General features: G+C 38.0%; 19 protein-coding genes. 4 read left to right on the forward strand and 15 right to left on the reverse strand.

Annotation, left to right across the window (positions count from 1 at the left end; translation table 11 throughout):
• Positions 1-23: 23 nt before the first annotated feature.
• The 7 genes from IGI97_RS12330 to fdrA form a co-directional block, all read right to left on the reverse strand.
• Positions 24-1,445: a hypothetical protein gene (locus IGI97_RS12330; RefSeq protein ID WP_002392492.1), complete on the reverse strand. Its 1,422-nt coding sequence runs from the start codon at positions 1,443-1,445 to the stop codon at positions 24-26.
• Positions 1,445-2,506, reverse strand: a complete 1,062-nt coding sequence (gene allD, locus IGI97_RS12335) for an ureidoglycolate dehydrogenase (protein ID WP_010708246.1) — start codon at positions 2,504-2,506, stop codon at positions 1,445-1,447. Before allD ends, IGI97_RS12330 begins: the two co-directional genes overlap by 1 nt.
• Positions 2,507-2,595: 89 nt before the next feature.
• A complete protein-coding gene (locus IGI97_RS12340) occupies positions 2,596-3,816 on the reverse strand; it encodes a dicarboxylate/amino acid:cation symporter (protein ID WP_142957240.1) in 1,221 nt (406 codons plus the stop codon).
• 6 nt (positions 3,817-3,822) lie between these two features.
• Entirely contained in the window at positions 3,823-4,761 is a 939-nt protein-coding gene (gene arcC / locus IGI97_RS12345; protein WP_002355252.1) for a carbamate kinase, read from the reverse strand.
• A 134-nt stretch (positions 4,762-4,895) separates the two neighbouring features.
• A complete protein-coding gene (locus IGI97_RS12350) occupies positions 4,896-6,149 on the reverse strand; it encodes an MFS transporter (protein ID WP_002355251.1) in 1,254 nt (417 codons plus the stop codon).
• 9 nt (positions 6,150-6,158) lie between these two features.
• Positions 6,159-6,992, reverse strand: a complete 834-nt coding sequence (locus IGI97_RS12355) for a DUF2877 domain-containing protein (protein ID WP_002355250.1) — start codon at positions 6,990-6,992, stop codon at positions 6,159-6,161.
• The gene (fdrA, locus tag IGI97_RS12360) at positions 6,985-9,996 is read right to left on the reverse strand and encodes a DUF1116 domain-containing protein (RefSeq protein WP_010820621.1); all 3,012 of its coding nucleotides are present in this window, start codon (positions 9,994-9,996) and stop codon (positions 6,985-6,987) included. Before fdrA ends, IGI97_RS12355 begins: the two co-directional genes overlap by 8 nt.
• A gap of 122 nt (positions 9,997-10,118) precedes the next feature.
• On the opposite strand from fdrA, the gene IGI97_RS12365 reads away from it, so the two are divergent.
• A complete protein-coding gene (locus IGI97_RS12365; protein ID WP_002355248.1) occupies positions 10,119-11,711 on the forward strand; it encodes a PucR family transcriptional regulator in 1,593 nt (530 codons plus the stop codon).
• On the forward strand, positions 11,686-12,498 hold the full coding sequence (locus IGI97_RS12370; protein WP_002387662.1) for an alpha/beta hydrolase: 813 nt from the start codon (positions 11,686-11,688) through the stop codon (positions 12,496-12,498). Before IGI97_RS12365 ends, IGI97_RS12370 begins: the two co-directional genes overlap by 26 nt.
• Positions 12,499-12,538: 40 nt before the next feature.
• Here IGI97_RS12370 and IGI97_RS12375 read toward each other — a convergent pair whose 3' ends face one another.
• The 5 genes from IGI97_RS12375 to IGI97_RS12395 all read right to left on the reverse strand — a co-directional run bounded on the left by IGI97_RS12375 (position 12,539) and on the right by IGI97_RS12395 (position 18,168).
• Positions 12,539-13,750 carry an amidohydrolase family protein gene (locus IGI97_RS12375; RefSeq protein WP_142666809.1) on the reverse strand — a complete coding sequence of 404 codons (1,212 nt, stop codon included), beginning with the start codon at positions 13,748-13,750 and terminating at the stop codon, positions 12,539-12,541.
• 51 nt (positions 13,751-13,801) lie between these two features.
• A complete protein-coding gene (locus IGI97_RS12380) occupies positions 13,802-14,605 on the reverse strand; it encodes an ankyrin repeat domain-containing protein (protein WP_010822461.1) in 804 nt (267 codons plus the stop codon).
• 173 nt (positions 14,606-14,778) lie between these two features.
• Positions 14,779-15,822, reverse strand: a complete 1,044-nt coding sequence (locus tag IGI97_RS12385; RefSeq protein WP_104855595.1) for a DUF4822 domain-containing protein — start codon at positions 15,820-15,822, stop codon at positions 14,779-14,781.
• A 218-nt stretch (positions 15,823-16,040) separates the two neighbouring features.
• Positions 16,041-17,006, reverse strand: a complete 966-nt coding sequence (locus tag IGI97_RS12390; protein WP_002408667.1) for a DUF4822 domain-containing protein — start codon at positions 17,004-17,006, stop codon at positions 16,041-16,043.
• A 184-nt stretch (positions 17,007-17,190) separates the two neighbouring features.
• On the reverse strand, positions 17,191-18,168 hold the full coding sequence (locus IGI97_RS12395) for a DUF4822 domain-containing protein (protein WP_002366072.1): 978 nt from the start codon (positions 18,166-18,168) through the stop codon (positions 17,191-17,193).
• Positions 18,169-18,492: 324 nt separating this feature from the next.
• On the opposite strand from IGI97_RS12395, the gene IGI97_RS12400 reads away from it, so the two are divergent.
• Both IGI97_RS12400 and IGI97_RS12405 read left to right on the forward strand, forming a co-directional pair.
• Positions 18,493-19,836 carry a sensor histidine kinase gene (locus IGI97_RS12400; protein ID WP_002385380.1) on the forward strand — a complete coding sequence of 448 codons (1,344 nt, stop codon included), beginning with the start codon at positions 18,493-18,495 and terminating at the stop codon, positions 19,834-19,836.
• Positions 19,833-20,525, forward strand: a complete 693-nt coding sequence (locus IGI97_RS12405) for a response regulator transcription factor (protein WP_002355236.1) — start codon at positions 19,833-19,835, stop codon at positions 20,523-20,525. The genes IGI97_RS12400 and IGI97_RS12405 overlap by 4 nt, the downstream gene beginning before the upstream one ends.
• Before the next feature lie 52 nt (positions 20,526-20,577).
• Here the strand turns inward: IGI97_RS12405 and IGI97_RS12410 are convergent, their stop codons facing one another.
• The 3 genes from IGI97_RS12410 to IGI97_RS12420 form a co-directional block, all read right to left on the reverse strand.
• On the reverse strand, positions 20,578-21,723 hold the full coding sequence (locus tag IGI97_RS12410; protein ID WP_128704939.1) for a cysteine desulfurase family protein: 1,146 nt from the start codon (positions 21,721-21,723) through the stop codon (positions 20,578-20,580).
• 125 nt (positions 21,724-21,848) lie between these two features.
• A complete protein-coding gene (ezrA, locus tag IGI97_RS12415) occupies positions 21,849-23,585 on the reverse strand; it encodes a septation ring formation regulator EzrA (protein WP_002385382.1) in 1,737 nt (578 codons plus the stop codon).
• Positions 23,586-23,770: 185 nt separating this feature from the next.
• Complete coding sequence (locus tag IGI97_RS12420; RefSeq protein WP_002355232.1) at positions 23,771-24,457, reverse strand: HAD family hydrolase; 687 nt, start codon at positions 24,455-24,457, stop codon at positions 23,771-23,773.

Consider the following 24,457-nt stretch of genomic DNA (forward strand, 5'->3'; position numbering starts at 1 on the left):
TTTTCCACTCCCTAAATTGTTTTTTATCCAAAGATTAAACCGATAACTAATAATAGTACAGAGGCAATACTTAACCATTTCACGTTTCCTTTAACAACATCCAAAATTGGAATTTGGAAGCCTGAAGATAAAGCTTGCATAGTAATATTAACGAAACTCATTTGACTACCTAAACCAACACCCATTGCTACAAAACCTAATGCTAACGGCGGGAAGTTCAACGATACAGCAACTGGTAGCACTAAAGTTAAAACAGAACCTACGTAGGCCCCAGCTGGAATCCCAATTAAAATCCCTGTTAAAATAGCAACTGGCACGACAATAAAGGCTGGTGCATTTTCAGCAACACCTGCGATTACAGCAAACGTTCCTGTTTCCGCAATAACATTAATAAAGGCTAAGAAAATCCCTACTTGGAATAAACGAGTCAAAATATATGTAGACCCATCTACCATCGCTTCGACAGATTTGTTCATTGAGAAATCTGTACATAAGAAAATTAAAACTAATGTTAAAATCATGTATACAAGTGGCGTAAAGAAGGCAAAACCAATTAAATCATTCACAATTGGTCCAAAAATTACAGCAAACAATAAGAAAATGGCTGGCAAGGTAATTTTAAATAATTCACCATTGCTCTTTTTATCAAATTCATCATCTGCCGACTCTTTAAAGCCAACATTTCTATGTTTCGTTCCCCAAAAGGCTAAAACAATCGCTAATGCTACGAAGAATAACCAATAAGGTCGCATGGTTGAAACATATGAACCGACACTGATATCACCTAATTTTGAAACAATACTTGATTCTAATGAAGCGGGTGATGTTGTAAATGATACCGCAGCAGCTAAAGACATTGCTGCAATTAATTCAGGAACAACGCCAACTGCAGCAAAGGCCAATGGTGCAATAACCATCGCACTTCCGCCACCAATTCCTGACATATATGTGGCTGCGGCTAATAAGATAACAATAAAAGCTGAAACATACTCGACTTTTCCTTTTGTGCCTCGTTTGGCTAAAGTTAATGCAGCTGAATAACTACCTGCTTTAAAGACCGCCATCGCAACAGCTGAATTAATGATGGGAACGGTAATTCCTAACATCATTGGGATAGCTTCCAACATCTGTTTATTCGCTTCTTCTAGTCCAATGCCACCAATCAGCATCGCTAAGACGCCACCAATTAAACCTGCGATAATCATATCGACTTTCATAAACAATAGAACCAAAACAACAATCAATGGAATAATCACAACTAATGCCATGATTCCTGTCGGGGCAACTACATCCCCAATCTCATCAGCAAAGGCCGCAACTGGCACAAAAATACTAACTAAGAATGCAAAAATAAGTGCTACTTTTGACGATTTTTTCATTTTACTTTCCTCCAATAGAAAGAAGGCGAGAGCAACGCAGCAGCGAATACTCTCTGCGCTCCTCATTATTTGGCAAAGGCACCTTGCCCGCCATATTTATCGTAATGTACAATCTCACTAACTAAATAATCATAAATACTTTGTGGAATTTCAATGCCTTCTGACATGGCTTTTTGATAGTTTAGCTGACCAATTTCTCCTGGATAGTAAACTTGTTGAAACCCTTCTGCTGTAGGCACACTATGAAGTTCTTCCACCATTTGATTAATATTTTCTTTAAATCGTTCAGAATCTGTAAAGCGGCTTGGATCAATGATTAAAAACATCTGTCCCAGATTCCGTTTCTCCGTTAAATCCGCATACATGGAGCTGACATGTTTGCCAAAAGGTAAGCCTAACAACGAACCAGCTAAGACATCGACCATCATCATTAGTCCATATCCTTTTGGTCCTGAAATCGGCAATAAACCTCGTACTTCATAAGGATCAGTCGTTGGCTGGCCTTTTTCGTCTACTGCCCACGTGTCGGGAATTTCAACATCTCTTGAACGTGCATCTAAAATTTTCCCCCAAGCCTGTACTGTCGTAGCCATATCAAACACGACTGGTTCGTGACCTGCTCTAGGTGCTGCAAAAGCGATTGGATTTGTCCCAAAATAATTGCTTGTACCACCAAACGGTACCACCATTGGATCAGATTGACACATCGAAAGAGCAACCATGCCTTGTTCCGCTGCTTTTTTAACATAATACGATAACGTCCCGCTATGACTCGTTTGAGAAACGCCAACATACGCTAACCCTGATTCTTTGGCTAGATCAACTGCAGCAGCTAATGCTTCGTTACAAACAAATTGACCCACGCCATTATCGCCATGAAAAATGGCAGTGGACGGTCCAGTTTTTTCAAATGATAATTCGGGGTCAATCGTGATCCCGCCTTTTGCAATCCGTTCCGCATAATAATCCATACGAACCGCCCCGTGTGAATGAATACCGCTAGCATCTGCAAAAGTTAAATGTCGAGCAACTTCTTCGGCATGTTCAGAATGTAAACCAGCAGCTTCTAATTTTTGTTTCATCAGCTTTTCTAATTTTTCCGGTGTAACGACAACCATTTCTTCCATTGCGCTTGCTCCTTTATCATTAATCTTAAAAAAGGGAAAGAAAACAAGTGATTTTCTTCTTCGTCCTTGCATTTCCTCCCCTTTTTTCACTACTTATTGCTACTGTTAAAGACAGTATAGTCAATTTCATCCACTGATTTTGCAACTAGAATAGCAGAGTAAACATCTGAATTGACATTTAAAATTGTTCGTAACATGCCAACAAACCATTCGACGCCTGCAAAAATTGCAATACTCTCAATGGGTAAACCCATTTGCGGAACAATCACAGCCAGTGAGACTAAGCCCGCACCGGGAACAACTGCGTTTGCTAGTGAGACAAACGTTGCTGTAATTGCTAAGTAAATCATTTTCGTAATATCAAACTCTAGCTGATACATCTGAGCGATAGTCATTACAGTAAAAGCCATATGCATCGCTGAACCGTTACTGTTTAACGACATGCCTAACGGCAACACTAAGTTAGTAATTCGCTTACTTAAACCTAATTTCGTTTCTGTTTCTTCCAAAGCTACTGGTAAAGTAATTGCTGAAGAAGTTGTCGCCAAGGCCATCACAGACATATTTTTCATGTTTGTAATTAAACGTAGTGGACTTACTTTACAGTACAATGTGATAACCAAAATCCAGATGCCCAAAAATAAAATAGTTCCTAATCCATAGACCAATAGATACTTCACTAACGGTAAAATAATTTGAAGGCCTAAGTGACTAATTGTTGAAGCAATTAAAGCAAAAATCCCCAGAGGTGCTAGATACATGACGTATCGAATGACTGTAATGATAACTTCATTAAAGTCCACAATTATTTGGAAGAGTTGTGTCTCTGGATGGCTTTGTAAGTATTTATTCAGTGCTAAACCAAAAAATAATGCAAAGACAATAATTTGAATAATCGATCCTTGAGTCAGTGAATCAAAAATATTTTTCGGAACGAAATTTAAAATCGTATCAGTGATTGAGATTTCTTGCGCTTTAATAGAAGCATCTTGGAAGCCAGTCATTTTAACACCGTATCCTGGATTAAAAATGACTGCCATTAGGACGCCCCATAAAGCGGCAGCTAAGGAGGAAATCCCGAAAACAGCGATTGTTCTACCCCCAAGGCTCGTTAATTCTTTTGGATTAATACTGCCAACTGCTTGGACAATTTGCCCTAAGATCAAGATAGGAATAGCCATTTGCATCAGTCGCAAAAAGACATCTCCAACTATTTTCAAGTAATTGCTGCTAGCAGGAATCAATAGTCCTACGAGGATTCCTACGACAACAGCAATTGCAATTTGGGTGATCATGGACGGTTTTTTCATGGTAAACTACCCCTTTTGACTGATCACAGTTCCTGCTTCTTTATCGATGTTTTCTAAGTTTTCGATAGAAGTAATGATTGCTTTCCGTTTGTCATCACCTTTTACGAAGTCTAAGGCAGCTTCGATTTTTGGTAGCATACTACCAGCAGCAAAGTGACCTTCTTTAATGTATTCTTCTGCTTCGGCTACACTGATTTGTTCTAATGCTTTTTGATCTGGTTGATTGTAATTAATGTAGATGTTATCAACGCCTGTCAAAATAATCAAACGGTCTGCATCAACGTTTTCAGCTAAAACACGTGCAGAGAAATCTTTGTCGTTAACCGCTTCCACGCCTACGTATTGTCCGTCTTCTGCTACGACCGGAATGCCCCCGCCACCAGAACAGATAGTTAAAACGTCCGCCTCTACTAAAGCACGAACCGCCTCTTTTTCAACAATTTCTTTAGGCATTGGTGATGGAACAACTTTTCGGTAGCCACGGCCAGCATCTTCCACATACGTAGAGCCATCTTTGGCTGCTTCCGCGTCAGCTTCTTCTTTTGTATAGAATGGACCAATTGGTTTGGATGGTTTTTTAAACGAAGGATCTTCTTTGTCCACACGCACTTGCGTAACTACAGAGATAACTGGTTTAGCAATGTTACGTTTTTCAAACTCATTAGTTAAAGCATTTTGTAACCAGTAACCGATGCTTCCTTGTGTCATCGCAACACAAGTATCCAATTTCAACGCTGGATTTTTTTCACTTTCGCCTGCTTTTTGTTGTAAAAGCAAATTCCCTACTTGTGGTCCGTTTCCGTGACAGACAATGACTTGTTCCCCTTTAGCAACAAATTCTGCAATATATTTGGCCGCGTGATTAACGACGGCTTTTTGGCCTTCATCTGTTGGATCCGTATCTAAAATAGCATTCCCACCTAGGGCAATTACGTTTAAACTCATTGATTGATTCGCTCCTTTTTAGTAAAGCAAAGACAAAATCTTTTCAGTATCGACGGATAAGAAATAATTTGTTTACGAAATGAAAGATTTTGTCTTGCTCATTTTGATTGTTTCAGTCATTATCGAAGGGATAATTAACCTAATTTCGGTTTACTCTCATCTTTAGCTAAGAAAGCAAAAGCTAGTAAACCAATAACTAATAGTACACAAGAAAGATAGAAGCCAACTTGCATTGAGCCTGCTGTATCTGCTAAATATCCTGTGACATACGGTGCTAGGATTGACCCTGACATCCCGATAAAATTATAGGCACTTAACGTTGTTCCTAAGGCCGCTTTTGGTGCATGTTTGGTAACAAAAGTCACCATAATTGGATCTAACGCTAATTTCCCTGTTAACCCATAAAGAATTAAAACAGAAATTAACAATGTCCGATTTGTTACAAAAGCAATCGCAAAGACAGATAGGATTGCTAAAGGTACTAATGTAAAGACTAATTTTTTCGTCGCACCTGTTTTATCATTCAAACGAGCGAAGATTAAGGCGCCTGGAATAGAGGCCCATGGTACAAGTGATGAAATGAAACCAACGCTCGCTCCTGTAAAGCCACGTTCAGCAATTAAAAATTGTGGCAACCAAGTAATAATGACAAAGTTTGCATAAATACTTGTGAAACATAAAATAAATGCGGCTAATAAATTACGATTTGAGAAAATTTCTTTTAATGATATCTTTTCTTGCGGTCCTTCTTCAGCAGCTGCTCGTGCAGCTTCTTCACCAGGACGAATCACTTTTTCTTTCAAAATTGTATAGAAAAGAATTCCTACGATAAACGTTGGAATCGCCATGATAAAGAATGGTTTGCTCCAATGTTCACCATTTTCTAAAACCAACTTACTTGAAAGTAAGTACCCACCTGATGTACCGAAGGCCATCCCACTATTGATGATGGCATTACCGATGGTCCGTTTACTTGCTGGAATCGCTTCTGTCGATAGCGCATATTGCGGGCCATAGTAAGCGCCTTGACCAATACCAGCAATTGCACGAATGACTAAAAACATAACAAAGGTTGTTGCTAATCCACTAAAATAAGTAGAAATAGCAAGAACGATAAACCCAACAGCAATGACTAATTTCCGCCCAATTTTATCGCCAATCATCCCAAAAGGAATCTGTGCAACAGCATAGGTTAGAAAGAAGATACTATTGGCTAAACCAAGTTGTGTGTTACTTAGACCAAATTGTTCTCCAATGACCCCCATCACTGGATTAAAAATAGTTCGTGTTGCGTACATTAAAATCCAGCCTACGAAGAAAATGGCTACGACTTTAATCCAGTAACTATTGCTCACTTGCACTGCTTGATTTTTTTTACTATTCTCCATGTCTTCTCCTCACTTCTCATCTAACTCTACAGATTGTAAAGCTAGTAACATTCCAAATGACATATCTTTACCAGAGGAATGTCCGATTTGTATAATTCTGTCAATATTTTCGTCAACTCTATTATCCCGATGGTTCTCCAAATCCAAGAGTAACTGATACAACAATGAATTTACATATCCTTTAGCCGAGCTTGCAATATAGCCTTTACTAACATCTGTTGTGGATAAATTTGCTGCCGAAAGAGTAGCGGCTAACGCCGCAGCTCTTTCATCAGCAAGTATGAACAGAATTGTTTGATACGCTACTAAAATGTCATCACCACTCGGGGTTAACCCTTTGCCCCGACCAATCAGATAATTCGTTACTTCTTGCCATTCCGATAGTGTCCAAACTTTTTGTTTTTGGCTCATTTTTTTGAAAATATGCTTTGCTCGTTCGTCTAAAGGCAGGCCAATTCTACGTTCTAAGTTTCTCGCTAATAAGCGGTCTCGCAACAAGCGTAATTGGTCTTTTTCTAACTTGAAATGAGTAATGTTTAAAGAAACGACCTCGGCAGGTGTGAGTTGGATCGTTTTCACGCCGACTGTACTGTAAAAGGTCAACTGATTTTCTGTGATTTTGACTTTATTACCTTGTTGTACATACGGAAAGATTTCTTGAAACAATTGATCTGGCAAAAACATACCAAAGCTTGATAAATAATTATGGAAGTTTGCAACATTGATTAATTGATCCTGGACTTTCAGATTAAATGAACGTTCAAAAACACTGTGAATGGTTCCCATCTTGCCATATTGGTGGATAGGAAAAATGTAGTCACTAATGACTAGTTGGTTATTCAACCGTAATGCCTAGTTTCTCAGCATACGCTTCTAGGGCTTTTTCAAAACAGCCTAGAGGTGCTCTAACTGTCCCTGCACCAATTTGACCAACACCGGCATTTTTGTGTGCAATCCCTGTATTGATGATTGGTGTAATTCCTAATTCCACCACTTTACGGATATCAATTCCTAAACAAGTTCCTTGGAAATCCCAAGTTGGAATTGAGAATGTTGGGTTGTGTCCTTCACAGATTTTTGCCATTTCATTTGAGGTTGCTAACGCATCTTCAAAGCCACCTGCACCAACAAACCGTGTTACGCCAGGTGCAGCTACCATAGCCATTGCTCCAACGCCTACTGTTTCAGTAATTGCACTATCCCCGACATCAGGATTTCCGTCTTCTTCGCTGAAACCAGTGAAGTAAAGACCTTTTGGTGTATTTACTGGTGCGGTATGCCATTGATCGCCTGTTTCTGCAATCCGAACCCCAAAGTTCACGCCGTTACGAGTCATCGTTGTGACAATCGTTCCGTTGGTATCTTTACGGGCACCATCAACAATTGCTTTTCCAGTTGCCATCATGACATTTAAGAAGAATTGATCTGTGTCAGCTAAGAATTTGATTACTTCGTATTTTTGATCTTCTGGAATATCTGTTTTGATAATTAACGGAGACAATTCTTTTAAGAAGTTCAAAGATGCGGCAATATTTCTTTGGTGGAACTCGTCACCCATTGTAATAGAGCGCGCAATCAATACGTTTAAGTTCAAGCCTTCTTCAGAAAGTTTCAAGGCTTTCGCAATAGTTGGTCCTAAAACATCTTTAATCCAATCTAAACGATCAACCACTTCTTGTGAATAAGCACCAAAACGCAATACTTTACCGATACCTTCATTCAAGATACAGTATGCTTCGTTACCTTCTAAGCGATTTTCTACAACAAAGACTGGCATATTACCAGAAGTAATACCGCCCATTGGTCCAACTGCTTTTACATGGTGACAAGGAATGAAACGTACTTCGCCAGCTTCAAAAATCTTCAAAGCATCTTCTTCATTGTCTGCCCAACGTTCGAATAATGCAGCTCCGATACAAGCACCTTTCATTGGTCCAGTCATTTCAGACCATTGGATTGGTGGTCCAGCATGAAGTAATGTTTTTTGTGCATCATCATTTAATTCTGGAATCACTGATTTCGCAGGTACCACATCTACTAAGAATGGTTGTGCATTTTTAATTTTGTCTGTTACTTTGTGATTTTCAGCTTCGATTTGTTCACTGTAATCTTCCAAAGCATCCAAAATTTTAATCATTTTTTTATTGCCGTTGGCACGCGGACGCCAGTTAAATTGAACAGTTTCGCCACCGTAATCAACGATTGATTCTGTAAAGCTTTGCAACCCAACGTTAATGATTCTTGGTTTGGTTGTTAATAGTTCCATTACTTTTTCGCCTGGTTTTGGTACATCGACAGTTGGTCCGTTGTAAGCAACCACTTCTTTATCGTCTTCTGAAATTTCGATTCCTTTTAGCAATAGAGCTAATTGAACAGCTTTAGCATTGCTTTCTGCAACTAAAACGCCGCCTTCTTTCAAACGATCAACCGACGATTGGTAATTTTGCGGATCTTTCGTAGTCCCACAAACAGTTGCAACAAAGTAAAGATCACGTCCGGCTTCTTTGGCTGTGGCACGCGCTTCTTCAATTGCTGGTAACAATGCACCAACCATGTCTTCATGAGCACCGTAGCCTAACACCACATCGAATAAGATAATCCCAGTTTTTTCATCTTGTGCGTATTCACGAATTTTTTCGATACGAACATCTGGGTCAATCATTGGGTGCGGACGACCTTGTGTATACATATCATCGCCTAAGTCAATGACTTCATAACCGTGAGATTTCAAGACATAACCTTCTGCTTTCACTAAACCGCCAAGGTCTAAAGCTTCAGAAATTAACATACCCGCTTCAGAAGCTAATGTACCACCTGAATATAAGCCTTTTACAACTTTAGCTTCTGGTAATGTTGGTACAGCTGGTTTTGCTAATGCTTCAAAGTAATTTTTCTTCACGGCCACATCATTTGCTAAATCAACAGCAATTTTAGCTGTTTCTTCTAATGTATGAGCTAGATAAACTTTGCCTTCGTGACTTGTTGGTTTTTCTCCTAAGAAAATCGCAACGACTGGTTTTGAAATGCTTTGTAATAATTCAACCACTTCATCACGAACTTCTTTTGCAGGTGGTTTAGAAATAACTGTAATCACATCGGTTGGTTCGTGATTTTCTAAGGCCACAATAGCATCTTTCACTGTGATAGCGCCTACTTTGTCGCTTAGGTCACGACCACCAGTACCAATGGCGTGAACAACTCCGCCACCTAAGCGGTCAATAATCGTTGTAACTTCTTGAATCCCTGTTCCTGAAGCACCAACAACGCCAATGTTTCCTGGAGAAACAACATTTGTAAAGGCGATTGGAATACTTGAGATAATACCAGTTCCACAGTCAGGGCCCATCATTAGTAAGCCTTTTTCATGCGCTAATTTTTTCAAACGTACTTCATCTTCAATTGACACATTATCCGTGAAAGAGAACACGTGTAAATCATTTTTTAAGGCACGTTCCATTTCTGGCGCACCATATTCACCAGGAATACTGAATAGCGCTACATTCGCCTCTGGTAAAAGATCAAACGCTTCTGACCAAGAAGTCGCTGCTTGTGCTTCTTCACTAGTTCCCTTTGCTGATAAATCATCTAAGAATTCATCAATCGCTGGCATAACTTCTTCCATGATGTTTTCTTTTTCACTGTCAACCACAATCATCATGTCGTTTGCAGATGCACTATTGGCCTCATCCGTTAACAAGTTTGTGTTGTTAAGGATGTCTTTGTTGGCATCTGTTCCCATCATGATTTGACTCATGGTTACACCATCTAATGCATTGATTTTATTGGTCAATAACATTAAGTTGATGGAGTCTTGGTAATTGTTTTTCAAAATTACTGTGTGTAACATTGTTCATCCTCCTATCTATTCCTTACAATGCTATTGTATCGAAACGAGAAAGTGTTTTCATCGGACATAATTCTAAAAAAATGGTATAATTTTTATCCATAAGAGGAAAAAAGGAGAAAATGATGAAATTAAGAGAGTTATTATCGATAGGTGACTTAAAAAAAGGTAAAATTTTGACGAAAGAGATTGGTTTAGACAATGAAGTTGACTCGGCAATGGTCTTAGAAGCGATTGACATTGAGAACTGGAGTAGAAAGAATCAGTTAATTTTGACTTCTTTCTACGCATTGCATGATCTACCCGAAAAAGAGTTGGAAAATTTTTTCGTAAAGATGCGCCGAATTGGCATCAGCGGCTTAATTTTGAAAACAGATCGATTCATTAAAATGATTCCAGAGTGGTTTATCGAATTATGTTTCAATTATGAAATTCCTTTAATTAAAATCACACAAGACATTAGCTATGAAAAAATTCTGTTTACGATTTACGAGCCTTTGTTGAATTATCAGTCGCATGTCTTACGTACGTATTACGATGTGCGCCAACGTTTCACCAAATTAGAGCGCCACTACCCAACGGTTGAGACGATTATGCAAGAATTTTATGACATCATTAAATTACCCTTCGCTTTAAAAATGTTGGATAAACATCTGGAAATTAGCGATGGCGACTTACCCCATGATGCGATTGTACTCTCAAGAGAAAAACTAAAAAACAGTGAATTCACTAAAAACGATTACTCTCTTTTAACACTTTACTCTCATGCCAACCCCAAAAAACAGTTGGCACTAGAAGTTTCTATTTTCAATAGTTATTCCACTAATTGTTTACTTCTGGTTTATTTACAAGATGAAAAGGTTAAAGAAACGGATTTAGTGATTATCGAAAATGCGATTGATGTCTTACAAGAAAAATTCAATACCGAAAATTTGTTAAAAAAAGAACGGTATACTCGTTTGAACAACTTAGCGGATGCTATTTTACAAAATACACCGCAAAATCCTGACGAGCTAAACAGTTTGCTTCGTGAAGTGCAAATGCAAGAGCTAGATTCTTACCAAGCGATTGCTTTTTCTACCAAAGACACCAATACACAACTCATGAAAGAACGAATTATTGCCTTACTTCGTACCCTGCGTGTGAAATCCATCTTCTTCGATCAGCTAAATTATTCGGCGGTCCTTTTTAACTTCAATGAAAGTGATGGAAAAATTACAAAGCTGCAATTAAGTCGTTTATTAGCTGAACTTTTAGAAGAAAACGACACGCTTACCGTTGCCGTCAGCAGTTTAAAATCACGAGAAGGGATTAAAGAGCTACTGATTGAATGTCTGGACATTCTGCGCTTTAATGAAACTTTTTATAACGGACCAATTGTCACCTTAGCCGATATCGGGGTATTTAAAAATTTTATCCGCGAAGACCAATTGGAAAATTTAGACGAATTAATTCCTCGCGCACTTTATCAATTAGCCGAAAATAACTACGATTTGTTTGAAACCTTGTACAGTTTTTTCCAAAATAATCGCAACTATAAACAGACCTCTGAAGCGATGTTCCTTCATTCAAAAACGATTCGTTATCGTTTAAACAAAGTGGAACAACTTCTTGATATTGACTTAGCCAATCCCTTGCAATTGTTAAATTATGAAATTGCCACATACATTATAAAGATGAGGAGACGTGCACTTGAAAAACAATCAAACACTCGCTAATGGCGCAACAGTTACTATCTACCCCACTACGACTGAACCAACGAACTATGTCGTCTATTTACACGGTGGCGGGATGATTTATGGAACCAAAAGTGATTTACCAGAAGAACTGAAGGAGCTGTTTACAAGCAATGGCTATACCGTTTTAGCACTGGACTATTTGTTGGCTCCAAATACAAAAATCGATCACATCTTAAGGACGCTAACGGAAACCTTCCAATTGTTAAACGAAGAGATTATTCAAAACCAGTCCTTTGGTTTGTGCGGGCGTTCCGCTGGCGGTTATTTAATGTTACAGTTAACCAAACAATTACAAACACTAAATTTGACGCCACAATTTTTAGTCAATTTTTACGGCTATACAGATTTAGAATTTATTAAAGAGCCACGGAAATTATTAAAGCAAGCCATTTCCGCTAAAGAAATAGCTGCTATCGACCAAACGAAGCCTGTTTGGGATGATCCTTTTCTTTCTCGCTATCTGCTGTATCATTACAGTATTCAGCAAGCGCTATTGCCGCACTTTTACGGATTACCAGAAAACGGGGACTGGTCTGCTTACGCACTGTCAGACGAAACATTAAAAACTTTTCCACCTTGTTTCAGTACAGCTAGCAGCTCAGACGAAGAAGTGCCGTTCCGCTATAGCAAAAAAATCGGACGGACCATTCCTGAGAGTACCTTTAAAGCGGTTTACTATTTAGAACATGATTTTTTAAAACAAACCAAAGATCCTTCGGTCATCACTTTATTTGAGCAATTGGATAGCTGGCTGAAGGAACGATAAGCATAACAAAAAAAGAAGCGAGAAATCTCGCTTCTTTTTGTTATTTTTGATAAAGTGTGGTTCCTTTTACCACACTGATTTCCACCGGTGTCTGACGAGCGACAAAAGCCGCCGCACATTCTGCTTCAGTGAGTAAGTAAGTTGCTTCAGCACCAACTTGCGGCCAATTTGCTTGCCCTTGTTCGTCTAAAGTTGTGACACCATCTGTCACTAAGCCCAATAATTGGGTTAAAGCATCTTGATCTTTCACATTAAAAAGTTCACCTAAACGAGCCAATTTTTCTTGTAATGAACCATCACCATAGGGAGACCAGCAATCGTAGATATTGTCACAACCAAGATGAACATTGACTCCATGACGTAACAATTCCATAATTGGCGGAATCGTATTAGGTGTGATTGGCACGCTGGAATTAATATGAATTTTTTCTGCTGCTAAAGCATCATAAACTTCGGCACGTTCTTCACCAATGAAATCATTTAACCCGAAGGCATGGCTGATAAATACTTTGTCTTGTAGGCCATATTCTTTCGTTAAACGGATAATTTCTTTAATCGTTGTTGTCCCAGCTTCATGACGGTCATGTAAATGAATATCCACACCGACACCATGTTTATCTGCTAAGCGGAATGTTTCAGCCAATGATTTTTTGTAATCACCATCTAGTGAATAAGGATCCACGCCACCAATAAAATCGGCACCTTTTGCCAATGCTTGATCAACTAATTCAACGGAATCTGAACGTAGTAAGCCGTGCTGTGGAAAGACGACAATTTCTACCGCAAATGGTTTCGTTTGGGCCAATGCTTGGACTTCATCAAAATAACGTAAGTCTGTCATCGGTTCCACGTCGACATGTGTTCTGAAGGCTGTCGCGCCATGTGGTAATTCTAAGTCAATTAAATGATTTGCGCGTTCAGTTAAAGAAAGTTCTAAACTATCTAAATAAGGGATTTCTGCTTCGACACGTTCCACAATTGACTTCGCTGGCGTCACCGGATACCACGGAACACCTAGTTTACTTTTATCAAAGTGACAATGTTTTTCAATCAAACCTGGTAAAATCAATTGATGGTGACCATCAATAATTGTCAACCCAGGTTCTTCTACCAATTCTTCATTGGGGATGATTTTCGTAAATACTCCATCTGTTATTTCAATTGCCACTTCTTTGGTTACTGTCCCAGATAACCAGTCACCTTCTTTTTGATACCCTGTTTCAATTCGAACATTTTTTAACCAATAATTCATGCTTTCCTTCACTCCTACCTGTATTTATTCCTTCCCGAAAGGACACAATACTTAGTTGTACTGTGCTAAAATTTTACTAATTTCCGTATAACCTTTTTGATTGGCATAGTCCATTGCTGTTCGACCAGAATTGTCTTTAATGGATTGATCCGCACCATTTTCCATTAACAATTTTACAATATCTTGGTAAAGTTGGTTCCCTTCACGTAACCCCACTGCCTCAATCAATGCTGTATAGCCAAAGTCATTTTGGAAATCTATGTCTTCTCGTCCATCTTCTAACAAGAGCTTCACATTGTCAATATGTCCTTTTTCAGCTGCCGGAATTAACGCATTGCCACCGTAACGGTTATGCTTATTTAAATCTGGGGTCGCATTTTTTAACATATACGCTAAAATCTCCGTACGTCCTTGCGCTCCCGCATAAAGATAGGGACTATCACTAATGCTATTTTGCAGATTAATATCGGCACCCCGATCAATCAACGCTTTTGCAATCTCAATGTCATTATTGTGAACAGCGATATTGAGCGGTGTGTTGCCTTCTGTGTCGACTTCATCCACTTGATAAGTAGTATTTTGTAAAATTTCCTTGACCTTCTTCGTATCTCGTTGATTGGCTGCTTCTAAAAGCGCACCCACTTCATAGGTCTTCATCGGTTCTTTCACTTCCTCTTTTGATGTTGTTTGAGCCACCGAACGGGTTGTACTGGTGCTTTCAGTTTTTGCACTACTTTGAGTAGTCACCGTTTGACTATTTTTTGACGCTGCGGAGGGTGTTTCTCCTCCTTGACACGCAGCAAGTAATGGAATGGTCACGACACTTAATAGCCCCATTAAAATTTTTTTGTTCATTGTGCTCAACTTCCTTTCCTCGAGAGAAATATGAGATTTTTCTCCAGTGGTTCTAATCTAACGAATCTTTTTTTATTTGTCGATTAAAACGCTTTCTCTGTTTTTCTATTTTAAAAAGAGAGAAACCAAAAGAAGTCGAAACTTTTTTTGGTTTCCATTCGTATGTTTTGTTCTTAAAAGGTAAATTCAGGATTAAAAGTTCCTTGGTATGGTTCATGTTCCACATAGACTTGGATATCGTTTCCTTCGTTATCTTTACCCATTCGTGTGTACGTAAAACGATTATCATTCAATTCTGTTAATTCTAAGACAGCACCATAGCGATTGGTTCCAATCGAAACATGGGCACGGAATTTATTTTGATTTCCTACTTTAAAGTAGCCATAGTCGCCACGAGTTTCACCAGTTTGTAAATTGAAAAATTCATATTTGCTGCTATCTTGGTCAAATTTCGCTAAGCTGATAAAGTTTTGGTTGGCCGAAGTTACGTCATTGCCATCTTTATCCACTACTTTTGTGCCATTCCAAAGAAGTTGCGGTGTCCCATCAAAGGAAGTTTTACCAATAATTTCATCCCCTTGTCGATTTACATCAATCTGGCCTGTTTGTTCTGTCATGGCACGGCGTCCATTCGTGAATTCTAGTGTTCTGGGACGATTATTGGGGTATGGCTGCGGACGACCATAAACTGGACCTGAGGTTGCTTTGTTTTCTACGAAAACTTCAATATCATTTCCGTTTTTATCTTTCCCCATCTGTCTATACGTAAAAGTATCTTGGTATAAAGTTCTAAGTGGGTATACACCTTGATAATTTTTGGTTTCAGAAATAATTACAAGACGGGAAACATCTGTAATACCAGCGGTCATAAAGAAGGTTCCTTCATCTCCTGTTGATTCTCCAGTCTCTTTATCAAAAAATTCATAGAAACTAGTGGTTGCATCAAACTTGATTGCATGCAATAAATCCTGATTTTCAGCGGTTAAGTCGGTCCCATTTTTATCATAGACACGTTGACCTGCCCAATCTTTTTCCGATAACATTTCATCTTGCCGAATACCAACCGAGCGTAAATACTCAGGTAAATCTCCTAAATTATTGGGATTAGCCATTGCTACAGGCGCATATGCCTGTGCTGTGACAGAACTCCCTACTCCACCAACTAACATTGCACTTAGGGCCAATAATGTAATTGTCCCCACCATTTTTTTCTTCATAAGCTACTACTCCCTTTCCTTTTGATAATTTAAGGATAGCAAGTAGTTATTAACTCCACCTGTCCATAATATGAATAAATTATTAAATAATAATCATTATAATTATATTAATAATAATGTTTAATTGTAACTAATAACAATTTATTTATAGAAGAAGAGAAAACAAAAGAACGTTGGGGGACGTTCTTTTGTTAAATAAGAGAGAAGACAAGAGACTTTTAAAAAGTAAAGGCTGGATGATATGTGCCTTGATAAGGTTCATGTTCCACGAACACTTGAATATCATTACCAGCATTATCTTTACCCATTCGTGTATACGTAAATCGATCATTGTTTAGTTCCGTTAATTCTAGCGCCGCACCGTAACGATTCGTCCCAATAGATACATGGGCCCGAATCTTGTTATTGTCCACCACTTGGAAGTACCCAAAATCGCCGCGGGTTTCACCTGTTTGTAAATTGAAAAATTCATATTTACTTGTGTTTGGATCAAATTTCGCTAAACTAATGAAATTTTGATTGGCCGCTGTCACATCATTCCCGTTTTTATCTACGACTTTTGTGCCATTCCACAAGGTTGTTCCTAAAATTTTATCCCCTGATTTATTTGTCACAATTTTGCCAGTTTGATTGGTTAATGCTTCACGTCCATTTGTAAAAGCTAATTTTTTCCCATGATAAGGGATGTGTTCCACGTAAACTTCAATATCATTCCCCAGTTTATCTTTCCCTAAACGCTTGTAAGTAAATTTGTCTTTACTCACTTCGGTTAAATCCACTACGGCTTGATAATTTTGTGTCCGCGAAATTAAAATTCGTTTTGTGCCATCACCTGTCACAAAAAATGTTCCTTCGTCACCACGGGTTTCCCCAGTATTTTTGTCGAAAAACTCGTAAAAACCGGTTTCACCATCATATTTTGCTAAACCAATAAAATTAGCATTTTCTGCCGTTAAATCATTACCAGCAGCATCATAAACACGGGTTCCTTGCCAGTCCGTGCCAGATAAAATCTTTGTCGCCTTATCGCCTTTTGTTTGGCCATTGTTTTGATGTTTGCCTAAATTTGCTGTAGCACTATTTGGATTGGCTGCATGATCTGCAAATGCTGGACTTGCATAACCTGCTATAAGTAACGTACTTAATGTTACTAAAGTAATCGAACTTAATACTTTCTTTTTCATAAAGCATCGCTCCTTTTCTTTGATAAACCTATCTTAACAAACGATTCTAAACTACCACTGTCAGAAAAATGAACAATTTATAAACGATTAAAAACAACTATAAACTATTTTTTTGTTAAAAATGAAGCGGTCAAAAGAATCCTTTACTTCCTTTTGACCGCTTCATCCTCTCGTGATTGACTAATTAGAACGTGAAGTCTGGCGTAAAATCTCCTTCATATGGTTCATGTTCTACAAAGACTTTAATTTCTTTGCCATTGTTGTCTTTACCCATTCGCGTATACGTAAAACGTTTATCATTTAATTCTGTTAATTCTAACGCAGCTCCATATTTATTGTCACCAATTGAAACGTGGGCACGGATTTTGTTATTATCAATTACTTGGAAGTAACCAAAATCTCCACGGGTTTTACCCGTTTCTAAATCAAAGAATTCATATTTACTTGTTTTATTATCAAATTTCGCTAAACTAATAAACATTTTATTTGCTTCAGTAACATCGTTACCGTCTTCATCTAAAACTTTCGTGCCATTCCATAATGTGGCCCCTAAAATGTCATCCCCAGGTTCATTGGTAACAATTTTGCCAGTTTCTGTTTCTAAATCTTTACGGCCATTCGTAAAGGTTAATTTCTCGTCAGAATAAGGGATATGTTCTACAAAGACTTCTACATCTTTTCCGTCTTTATCTTTACCCATTCGCTTATAGGTAAATTTATCTTTCGTCACTTCCGTTAAATCGACCACCGCTTGATAGTTTTGTGTATCCGAAATTAAGATACGCTTTTCGCCATCGTCTGTCACGAAGAATGTGCCTTCATCGCCACGGGTTTCACCTGTTTCTTTGTCGAAAAATTCATAAAAACCTGTTTCACCATCATATTTTGCTAAACCAATAAAATTAGCATTTTCTGCTGTTAAATCATTATTATTTTTGTCGTAAACTTTTGTGCCTTGCCAATCAGTACTGGATAAAATTTCTGTTAATTCTTGTCCTTTTGATTGCTCTTTAGCTGCTTCTGCTGAACTAGAGACTGCAGTGCTTGAGCTAGCTGCACTTGATTTATCTGTTGCAGAGTTGGCTCCGCCAGCACAGCCTGCAATCAACAACGTACTAAAGGTTAATAAGGTAATCGTACTAAAAACTTTTTTCTTTTTCATAGTTGGTAATCCCCTTTTTTCTTTTTTATATACCTAGAATAGCAAAGCCTTATAAACTCCTACTTGCCGAAAAATGAACAAATTATAAACAAATGAAAAAAAGTTAATAACAATACTAGCTTTTTTTTGTTCACTTGTAATACACTATAAGTAAGAAATAGATTAAAACCACTAGGAGGGACGCTTTTGACCATTAAACGCCGCTTTTTTATTTCTTATATTAGTGCCATCATTATTACTTTAGCCTCTGTTTTAGCTGTTTTATCCTTAGCTTCTTACATCACATTAGGAACTGTCCCCAGTTTGCCCCAAGCTTACCGAATGATGAATAAGCAACGACCATTGACCGCTAACGAAGAAGAAAGTTATTTGGCCTTAGATCAATTGTTAAAAAAGTCACCGAAATTACTAGATACGCCTTTGAGTAAAGAATTAAAGGAAACGATTCAAACAATTGAGGCAAAAGGATTAAGTGTGATTATTCGAAAGAATGCACGGTTTCCTTATTATTCGGATAATTTAGTAGAAAAATCTTTGTCTGTACATATTCCAAACTACGAAATGAATAATATTATGCCAACTGGCACACTGGATAATGCAGGGCGTCTATATCATTATGTCAAATCCGATTTTCATTATTTAGATGGTTCTAACGGGAGCTTTATTGTCTTGAAACGCGAAAGCAGCCTTTTTGAATTCTTCACACGCTGGATTATCTGGATGATTTTGTTAATTATCCTTGTAGCAATTGCGGCAGCTTGGCTCATTAATAAGCGCTTAACCAAAACCACTATCGAGCCATTAGAAGCATTAGAAAAAGCGACTAAAACATTGGGTAAGGATGCCCAAAAAGAAAATCCATTTACACCAACTAGCCACCAAACCGTCTCAACGGAAGTCAAACAGCTCCAACTTAGTTTTGAACAAATGTGGCAAGATTTAGAAGAAGCCAATGCGGAACGCGAAAAATATGAAGCTAATCGGAAAGAATTAATTGCAAATATTTCTCATGACTTAAAAACACCAATTACTTCTATCATTGGTTACGTTGAAGGCTTGATGGATGGTGTTGCCAATACCGAAGAAAAAAAACAGCGCTATTTAACGGTCATTCATGAAAAAAGTTTAGGCCTCAATGATTTAATCGAAGAATTATTTTTGTATTCTAAATTAGACCTAGACCGTGCTGTCTTTACAATGGAAAAGACCAATTTCACTCGTTTTATTGCACATATTCTTGAAGAATACCGTTTGGAACAAGAACTCGTGATCACTTCTGTACTTCCCACCGAAGCTTTATACGTTCAAATGGATCCAACGCAGATGAATCGCGTGATTACCAATCTAATTCAAAATAGCATTAAATTTGCGGATCCCACTAAAGAGCAACTAGCCTTTACGATTTCTTTAACGCATAATCAAACGGACTTAGTTTTAACCATTACAGATAACGGCATTGGTATCGATAAAAAAGAATTACCTTATTTATTCGAACGCTTCTATCGTGTAGACAAATCTCGAACCCCAACAGTTAAAGGAAGCGGCTTGGGATTAAGTATTGTCAAACAAATTATTGACTATCATCAGGGAACAATCACTGTCACAAGTAAAAAAGGAGACGGCACCAACGTGATAATTACGCTGCCGTTGTTGGAGGATGAAAAATGAAACCACATGTATTAATTATTGAAGATGATCCAAGCATTGCTGATTTGCAAAAAGATTATTTAGAAATTAATGATATGACTGTCACAATCGAACATGATGGAAAAAAAGGATTGGAAGCAGCTTTAAATGAGCCCTTTGATTTAATTATTTTAGATGTGATGCTGCCAACTATGGATGGTTTTGAAATCTGTCGTGCAATTCGGAAAAAAAAGCAAACGCCGATCATGATTGTTTCGGCTAAAAAAGAAGATATTGATAAAATTCGTGGGCTTGGCTTAGGTGCTGATGATTATATAATCAAGCCGTTTAGTCCCAATGAATTAGTCGCTCGAGCAAAAGCCCATATGAACCGTTATCAATTGCTAAGCAAAGCAGAACAACCACCACAATTACTAAAAATCAATGAAATCGCTGTCGACACTGCCGCCCACAAAGTGTTTGTTTTAGAAAATGAAGTTATTTTTACAAGCAAAGAATACAAATTGTTGGTTTTCTTGATGGAACATCCTAATCGCGTGTGGAATAAAGAAGAACTTTTTGAAAGTGTCTGGGGATTTGATGCCTTAGATACTGAGGTTTCGACTGTCGTTGTTCACATTAAACGGATTCGGGAAAAATTAAAAAAAGCCAATCTTTCTGACTCTCCAATTGAAACACTCTGGGGAAGTGGCTACCGCTTCAATCGATAAAGAGAGCAAAAATAAGTCGGAGCCTATTTCTAGGCTCCGACTTATTTTTTTATTAATTTACACGAGAAAATTTTTGATAAAGTTGGTTGAAAACAATCATAAATTGTTCAATCTCTGCCATTGTATTGCTTTCATCTAAACTAATGCGCACAGCGGAAGTCGCTAATTCCCCTGGCACATGCATGGCATATAAGGTGCTGCTAGCCATTTTTTTCCGACTAGAACAAGCACTCGTAGTAGAAATATAAATCTGTTTTTCTTCCAATGCATGGACTAGCACTTCGCCGCGAATCCCTTTCAAAGCAAAACATAAAATGTGTGGCGCAAAATGTTCATTATCTTGTGAAAAAACAGTCACATTTTGAAATTCTTCTAGCGCCTTTAATAAATAACTCCGTAATGTCGCCACATGTTGCGGCCGTTGTTGTTCGTTCTCTAAATGCAAACGTAACGCTTTGGCCATTGCCACAATTGCTGGTACGTTTTCTGTCCCACTGCGTTGGTTGTTTTCTTGCCCGCCTCCTGTTAAAAGCGGCGCTAAACGTTTTCCTTGTTTCCAATACATAAAACCGATGCCTCGTGGTCCATGAAATTTATGTGCAGAAAACGTTGCAAAATCCACCCGATCCGTTAACCACTCTGAGTAATTAACTTTCCCAATTGCTTGAACCGCGTCTACATGAAAATGAATTTTAGGAAACTCCGCTAAAACCTCGCTGATTTTTTTAATTGGTTGAATCGTTCCCACTTCATTGTTCACTGCCATAACAGAAACCAAAATCGTTTCTTTTCTAATTAATTTCTGTAGTTCCTCGACTTTTACACGACCTTCTTTATCCACTGGCGCATAAGAAAGTTCAAAACCTAGTTCGACTAATTGTTCCGCTGTTTCTGTAACTGCTGGATGTTCCACTGCAGAAATAATAATATGATTACCAAATTCTCGTTTTTCGATTGCCGTTCCTTTTAAAACCCAGTTATCTCCTTCAGTTCCGCCACTTGTAAAATAGATTTCATTTGCTGAAACATTGATTAGCTCCGCAATCTGCTTCCGTGCTTGTTGTAAGAGCCGATTCGCTTGGCTGCCTAAGTCATGTAGGCTAGACGGATTGCCAATAATCCGCTGACTGGTTTTTACATATGTATCTAAAGCCTGGGGGTAAATCGGTGTAGTTGCACTATTATCAAAATAAATCATTTGTCACCCTTCTTTTTTAAAATTCTTTCCCATTATATACTTTCTAAAGTATCACTTCAAGTCACCACCACGCCATAAAAACAGAGGCTTGTCTGTCGACAAACCTCTGTTTAGTGATTGTTTAATTAAATTGCTGTTAAATTAGGGTTATTGATATTTTTAAAATAAAAATCTTCGATTCGCTTGAACGCTCCTGGCTCAACAGCTTCCAATGCCGTTCCAATTTCATCTAATGCATCTTGATAACGGAATTCTGTCGAGAATAAATACATGCTTTTATCTAAAGCCGCTCGGATGGTCTCGTGAGTATGACGATAGCGGTTTGCATATTGCATCATTTGTTCTGTCAGAGCTGCTGCATTGACTAAATCTTTTGTTTTCTTATCTAATAACTCTAAATCATCTTCGCATAAGTCACACAAACGATTGATTTCATCCATGTTAATGCGCATTTTATTTAAGGCTCGGCTTAAATCTTCAATTCGATCCGTTGCCACATAGAAAAATTCTAAGTAATCAGCAGACAAACCTGGTAATCGTTGCTTTTCAACATACCGTTTGATACTCCGTAAACGGAATTCGTATTCGTCGACTTTTTCTTGGGCGACTTTTTCGCCTTTTCTTAGTTCTTTCAATGAAGCATCAATTTCTAATTGTTGATTTTCAATATCATCTAAAATCTTATAGCATTCTTTATAGAACGCTTGAATTTCAGAGTAAGGAACGGTATGTTCTTTCATTCGAGGTTCCAAGTCTTTTTGACGGCGGATAATTTCTTCAATTTCCGTTTGGAAGCCACGACTACGTCCTAGCTCGTTGTTGTTTAAGGTGTAGCTTTGTGATACATGGTCCAATTCAATCATTAATTGACGGTTATTTTTTAAGGAATGAGAAATATAATCGTCAATAATTTTTTGATTGGTCACGACATATTTCTTCGCTTCAATTTCACGTTCCATCACTTCATATAATGCATCAATCGCCGTTGCTGTGTCGCGATTTGCGACCTCTACTGCAGCAATCTCTGTTTTCTCTAAATCAGCCATTGAATTCTCGACACGTTTTTTCGCATGTTGAATTTCTTCAGCAAAGTTTTGTTCAGGGAACACGTAATCGTCAGCTAATAATTGGTTGTAGCCTTCTTCGATTTCTTTTAATTGATCTGGGAAAGTTTCATTTAATTCTTCATACATTGGTGGAATCCGTTTCATTAAGTCTTCCAATTCATACGTATGACGTTCCGCATCTTCTAGGACTTCTCGAGCCTCGATTGGGTCCCCCGATGTATTTAGTGTGACAAATTGTGTGAATTCAATTTCGACGTTTCTTAATTGTTTTTGGATTTCGGAGTATGCTGGACCAAAGCTAGCTTTATCATCTTTTAGTGATTTACTTAATTCTTCATAGACATCCAAAGCTTTTTGAACTTCTAATGAATTGCGCTCTTCACTTTCACGTAATTCTTTCAAGCCATTACGAATGACTTCCACTTCGGCTTCCATTTCGGTCATCGTTTCATTCGCTTCCACGACTGCTTTCTTCGCTTTCATGAAACGGAAGATTTCATTTTGATTTTCGACTTCATAAATTTGACTCTCTAGTTCGGCGAAAGAACGCGTCGATAGTTCTACCCAACGTTGATTCCATTCACGGAAACTATTTTGACTCTGTCCAACTAGATGCATTTTTTTAATGTCATCGATTTCTTCAAAGACTGGCAAGTCAAACAGGGCTTCTTTACGAACTTCTAATTCATCTAATTGTTCTTGATTTTTTTTGCGCATAAAATAACCAATTAAGTATAGCACCGCAGCAATAATAACGATTACTAGTACTAAAATGATAATCCAATTATTCTTCATTTTGGCTCCTCCGATAATTTTTCTATAATAAAAGAAAGGTTGTTTGTTCTCTTCACACGGTTATCTATTGTTCCTGACCCTTGAAAAAGGGCATTCTTGCAGAAATACCTATAGAAAATTATAGCACAAACTGTATATTCATTCACTAGTTATAACAAACTTTTTTAAGAAAACCCGCGATCTTCTTACGAAGGGGTTGATTCACTGCTTTCATCGATCCGATTTTCACTAATTTTTTTACAAATATCACTTAGTTGTGTTAAGAAGGCATCCGCTTGACTTTGATCCATCCCAAAGTGTTCATCGCGCATCGCCCAAACTTCTAGCCCAGCTTCTTTGGCAGAGGCAATGCCTTTTTCTGAATCTTCAATGGCTATACATTCCTGTGGCGCAACAGCTAATTCTTGTAACGTGTGCAGATAAATATCCGGCGCCGGTTTACTTTCTTCGAAATCTTCCCCACTCACGACCGCATCAAAATAACTACTTAATTGCCCCACTGTCAAAACCTCTTCAATTGCGTCTTTTGTGGAAGAAGAAGCTAATCCGATTTTATAGCCTTGTCTTTTTAAAAATTGTAAAACACGTTTCGCATTTTCATCAAGCACAGCTAAATAATCTATCGGATGCGCTTTTTTATAGGCTATGTATTGTTCATTTAAAAAAGCAATATCTAGCTCTTTTTTGTTGACTTGTTCAATCTTTTGCCATAATGAACGCATATCTGCACCGACTAATTCTGGCAAGGTTAGGCCCTCAATGGTCAAATCAAATTCCGCTAAAAATGCTTTACGTCGCTCATAATAATAAGCTTCGCTATCTACTAGGACACCGTCCATATCAAAAATAATGGCAGTTTTGGATTCTGTCAT

The organism is Enterococcus sp. DIV2419 (assembly GCF_051711865.1).
Taxonomy (GTDB): domain Bacteria; phylum Bacillota; class Bacilli; order Lactobacillales; family Enterococcaceae; genus Enterococcus; species Enterococcus faecalis.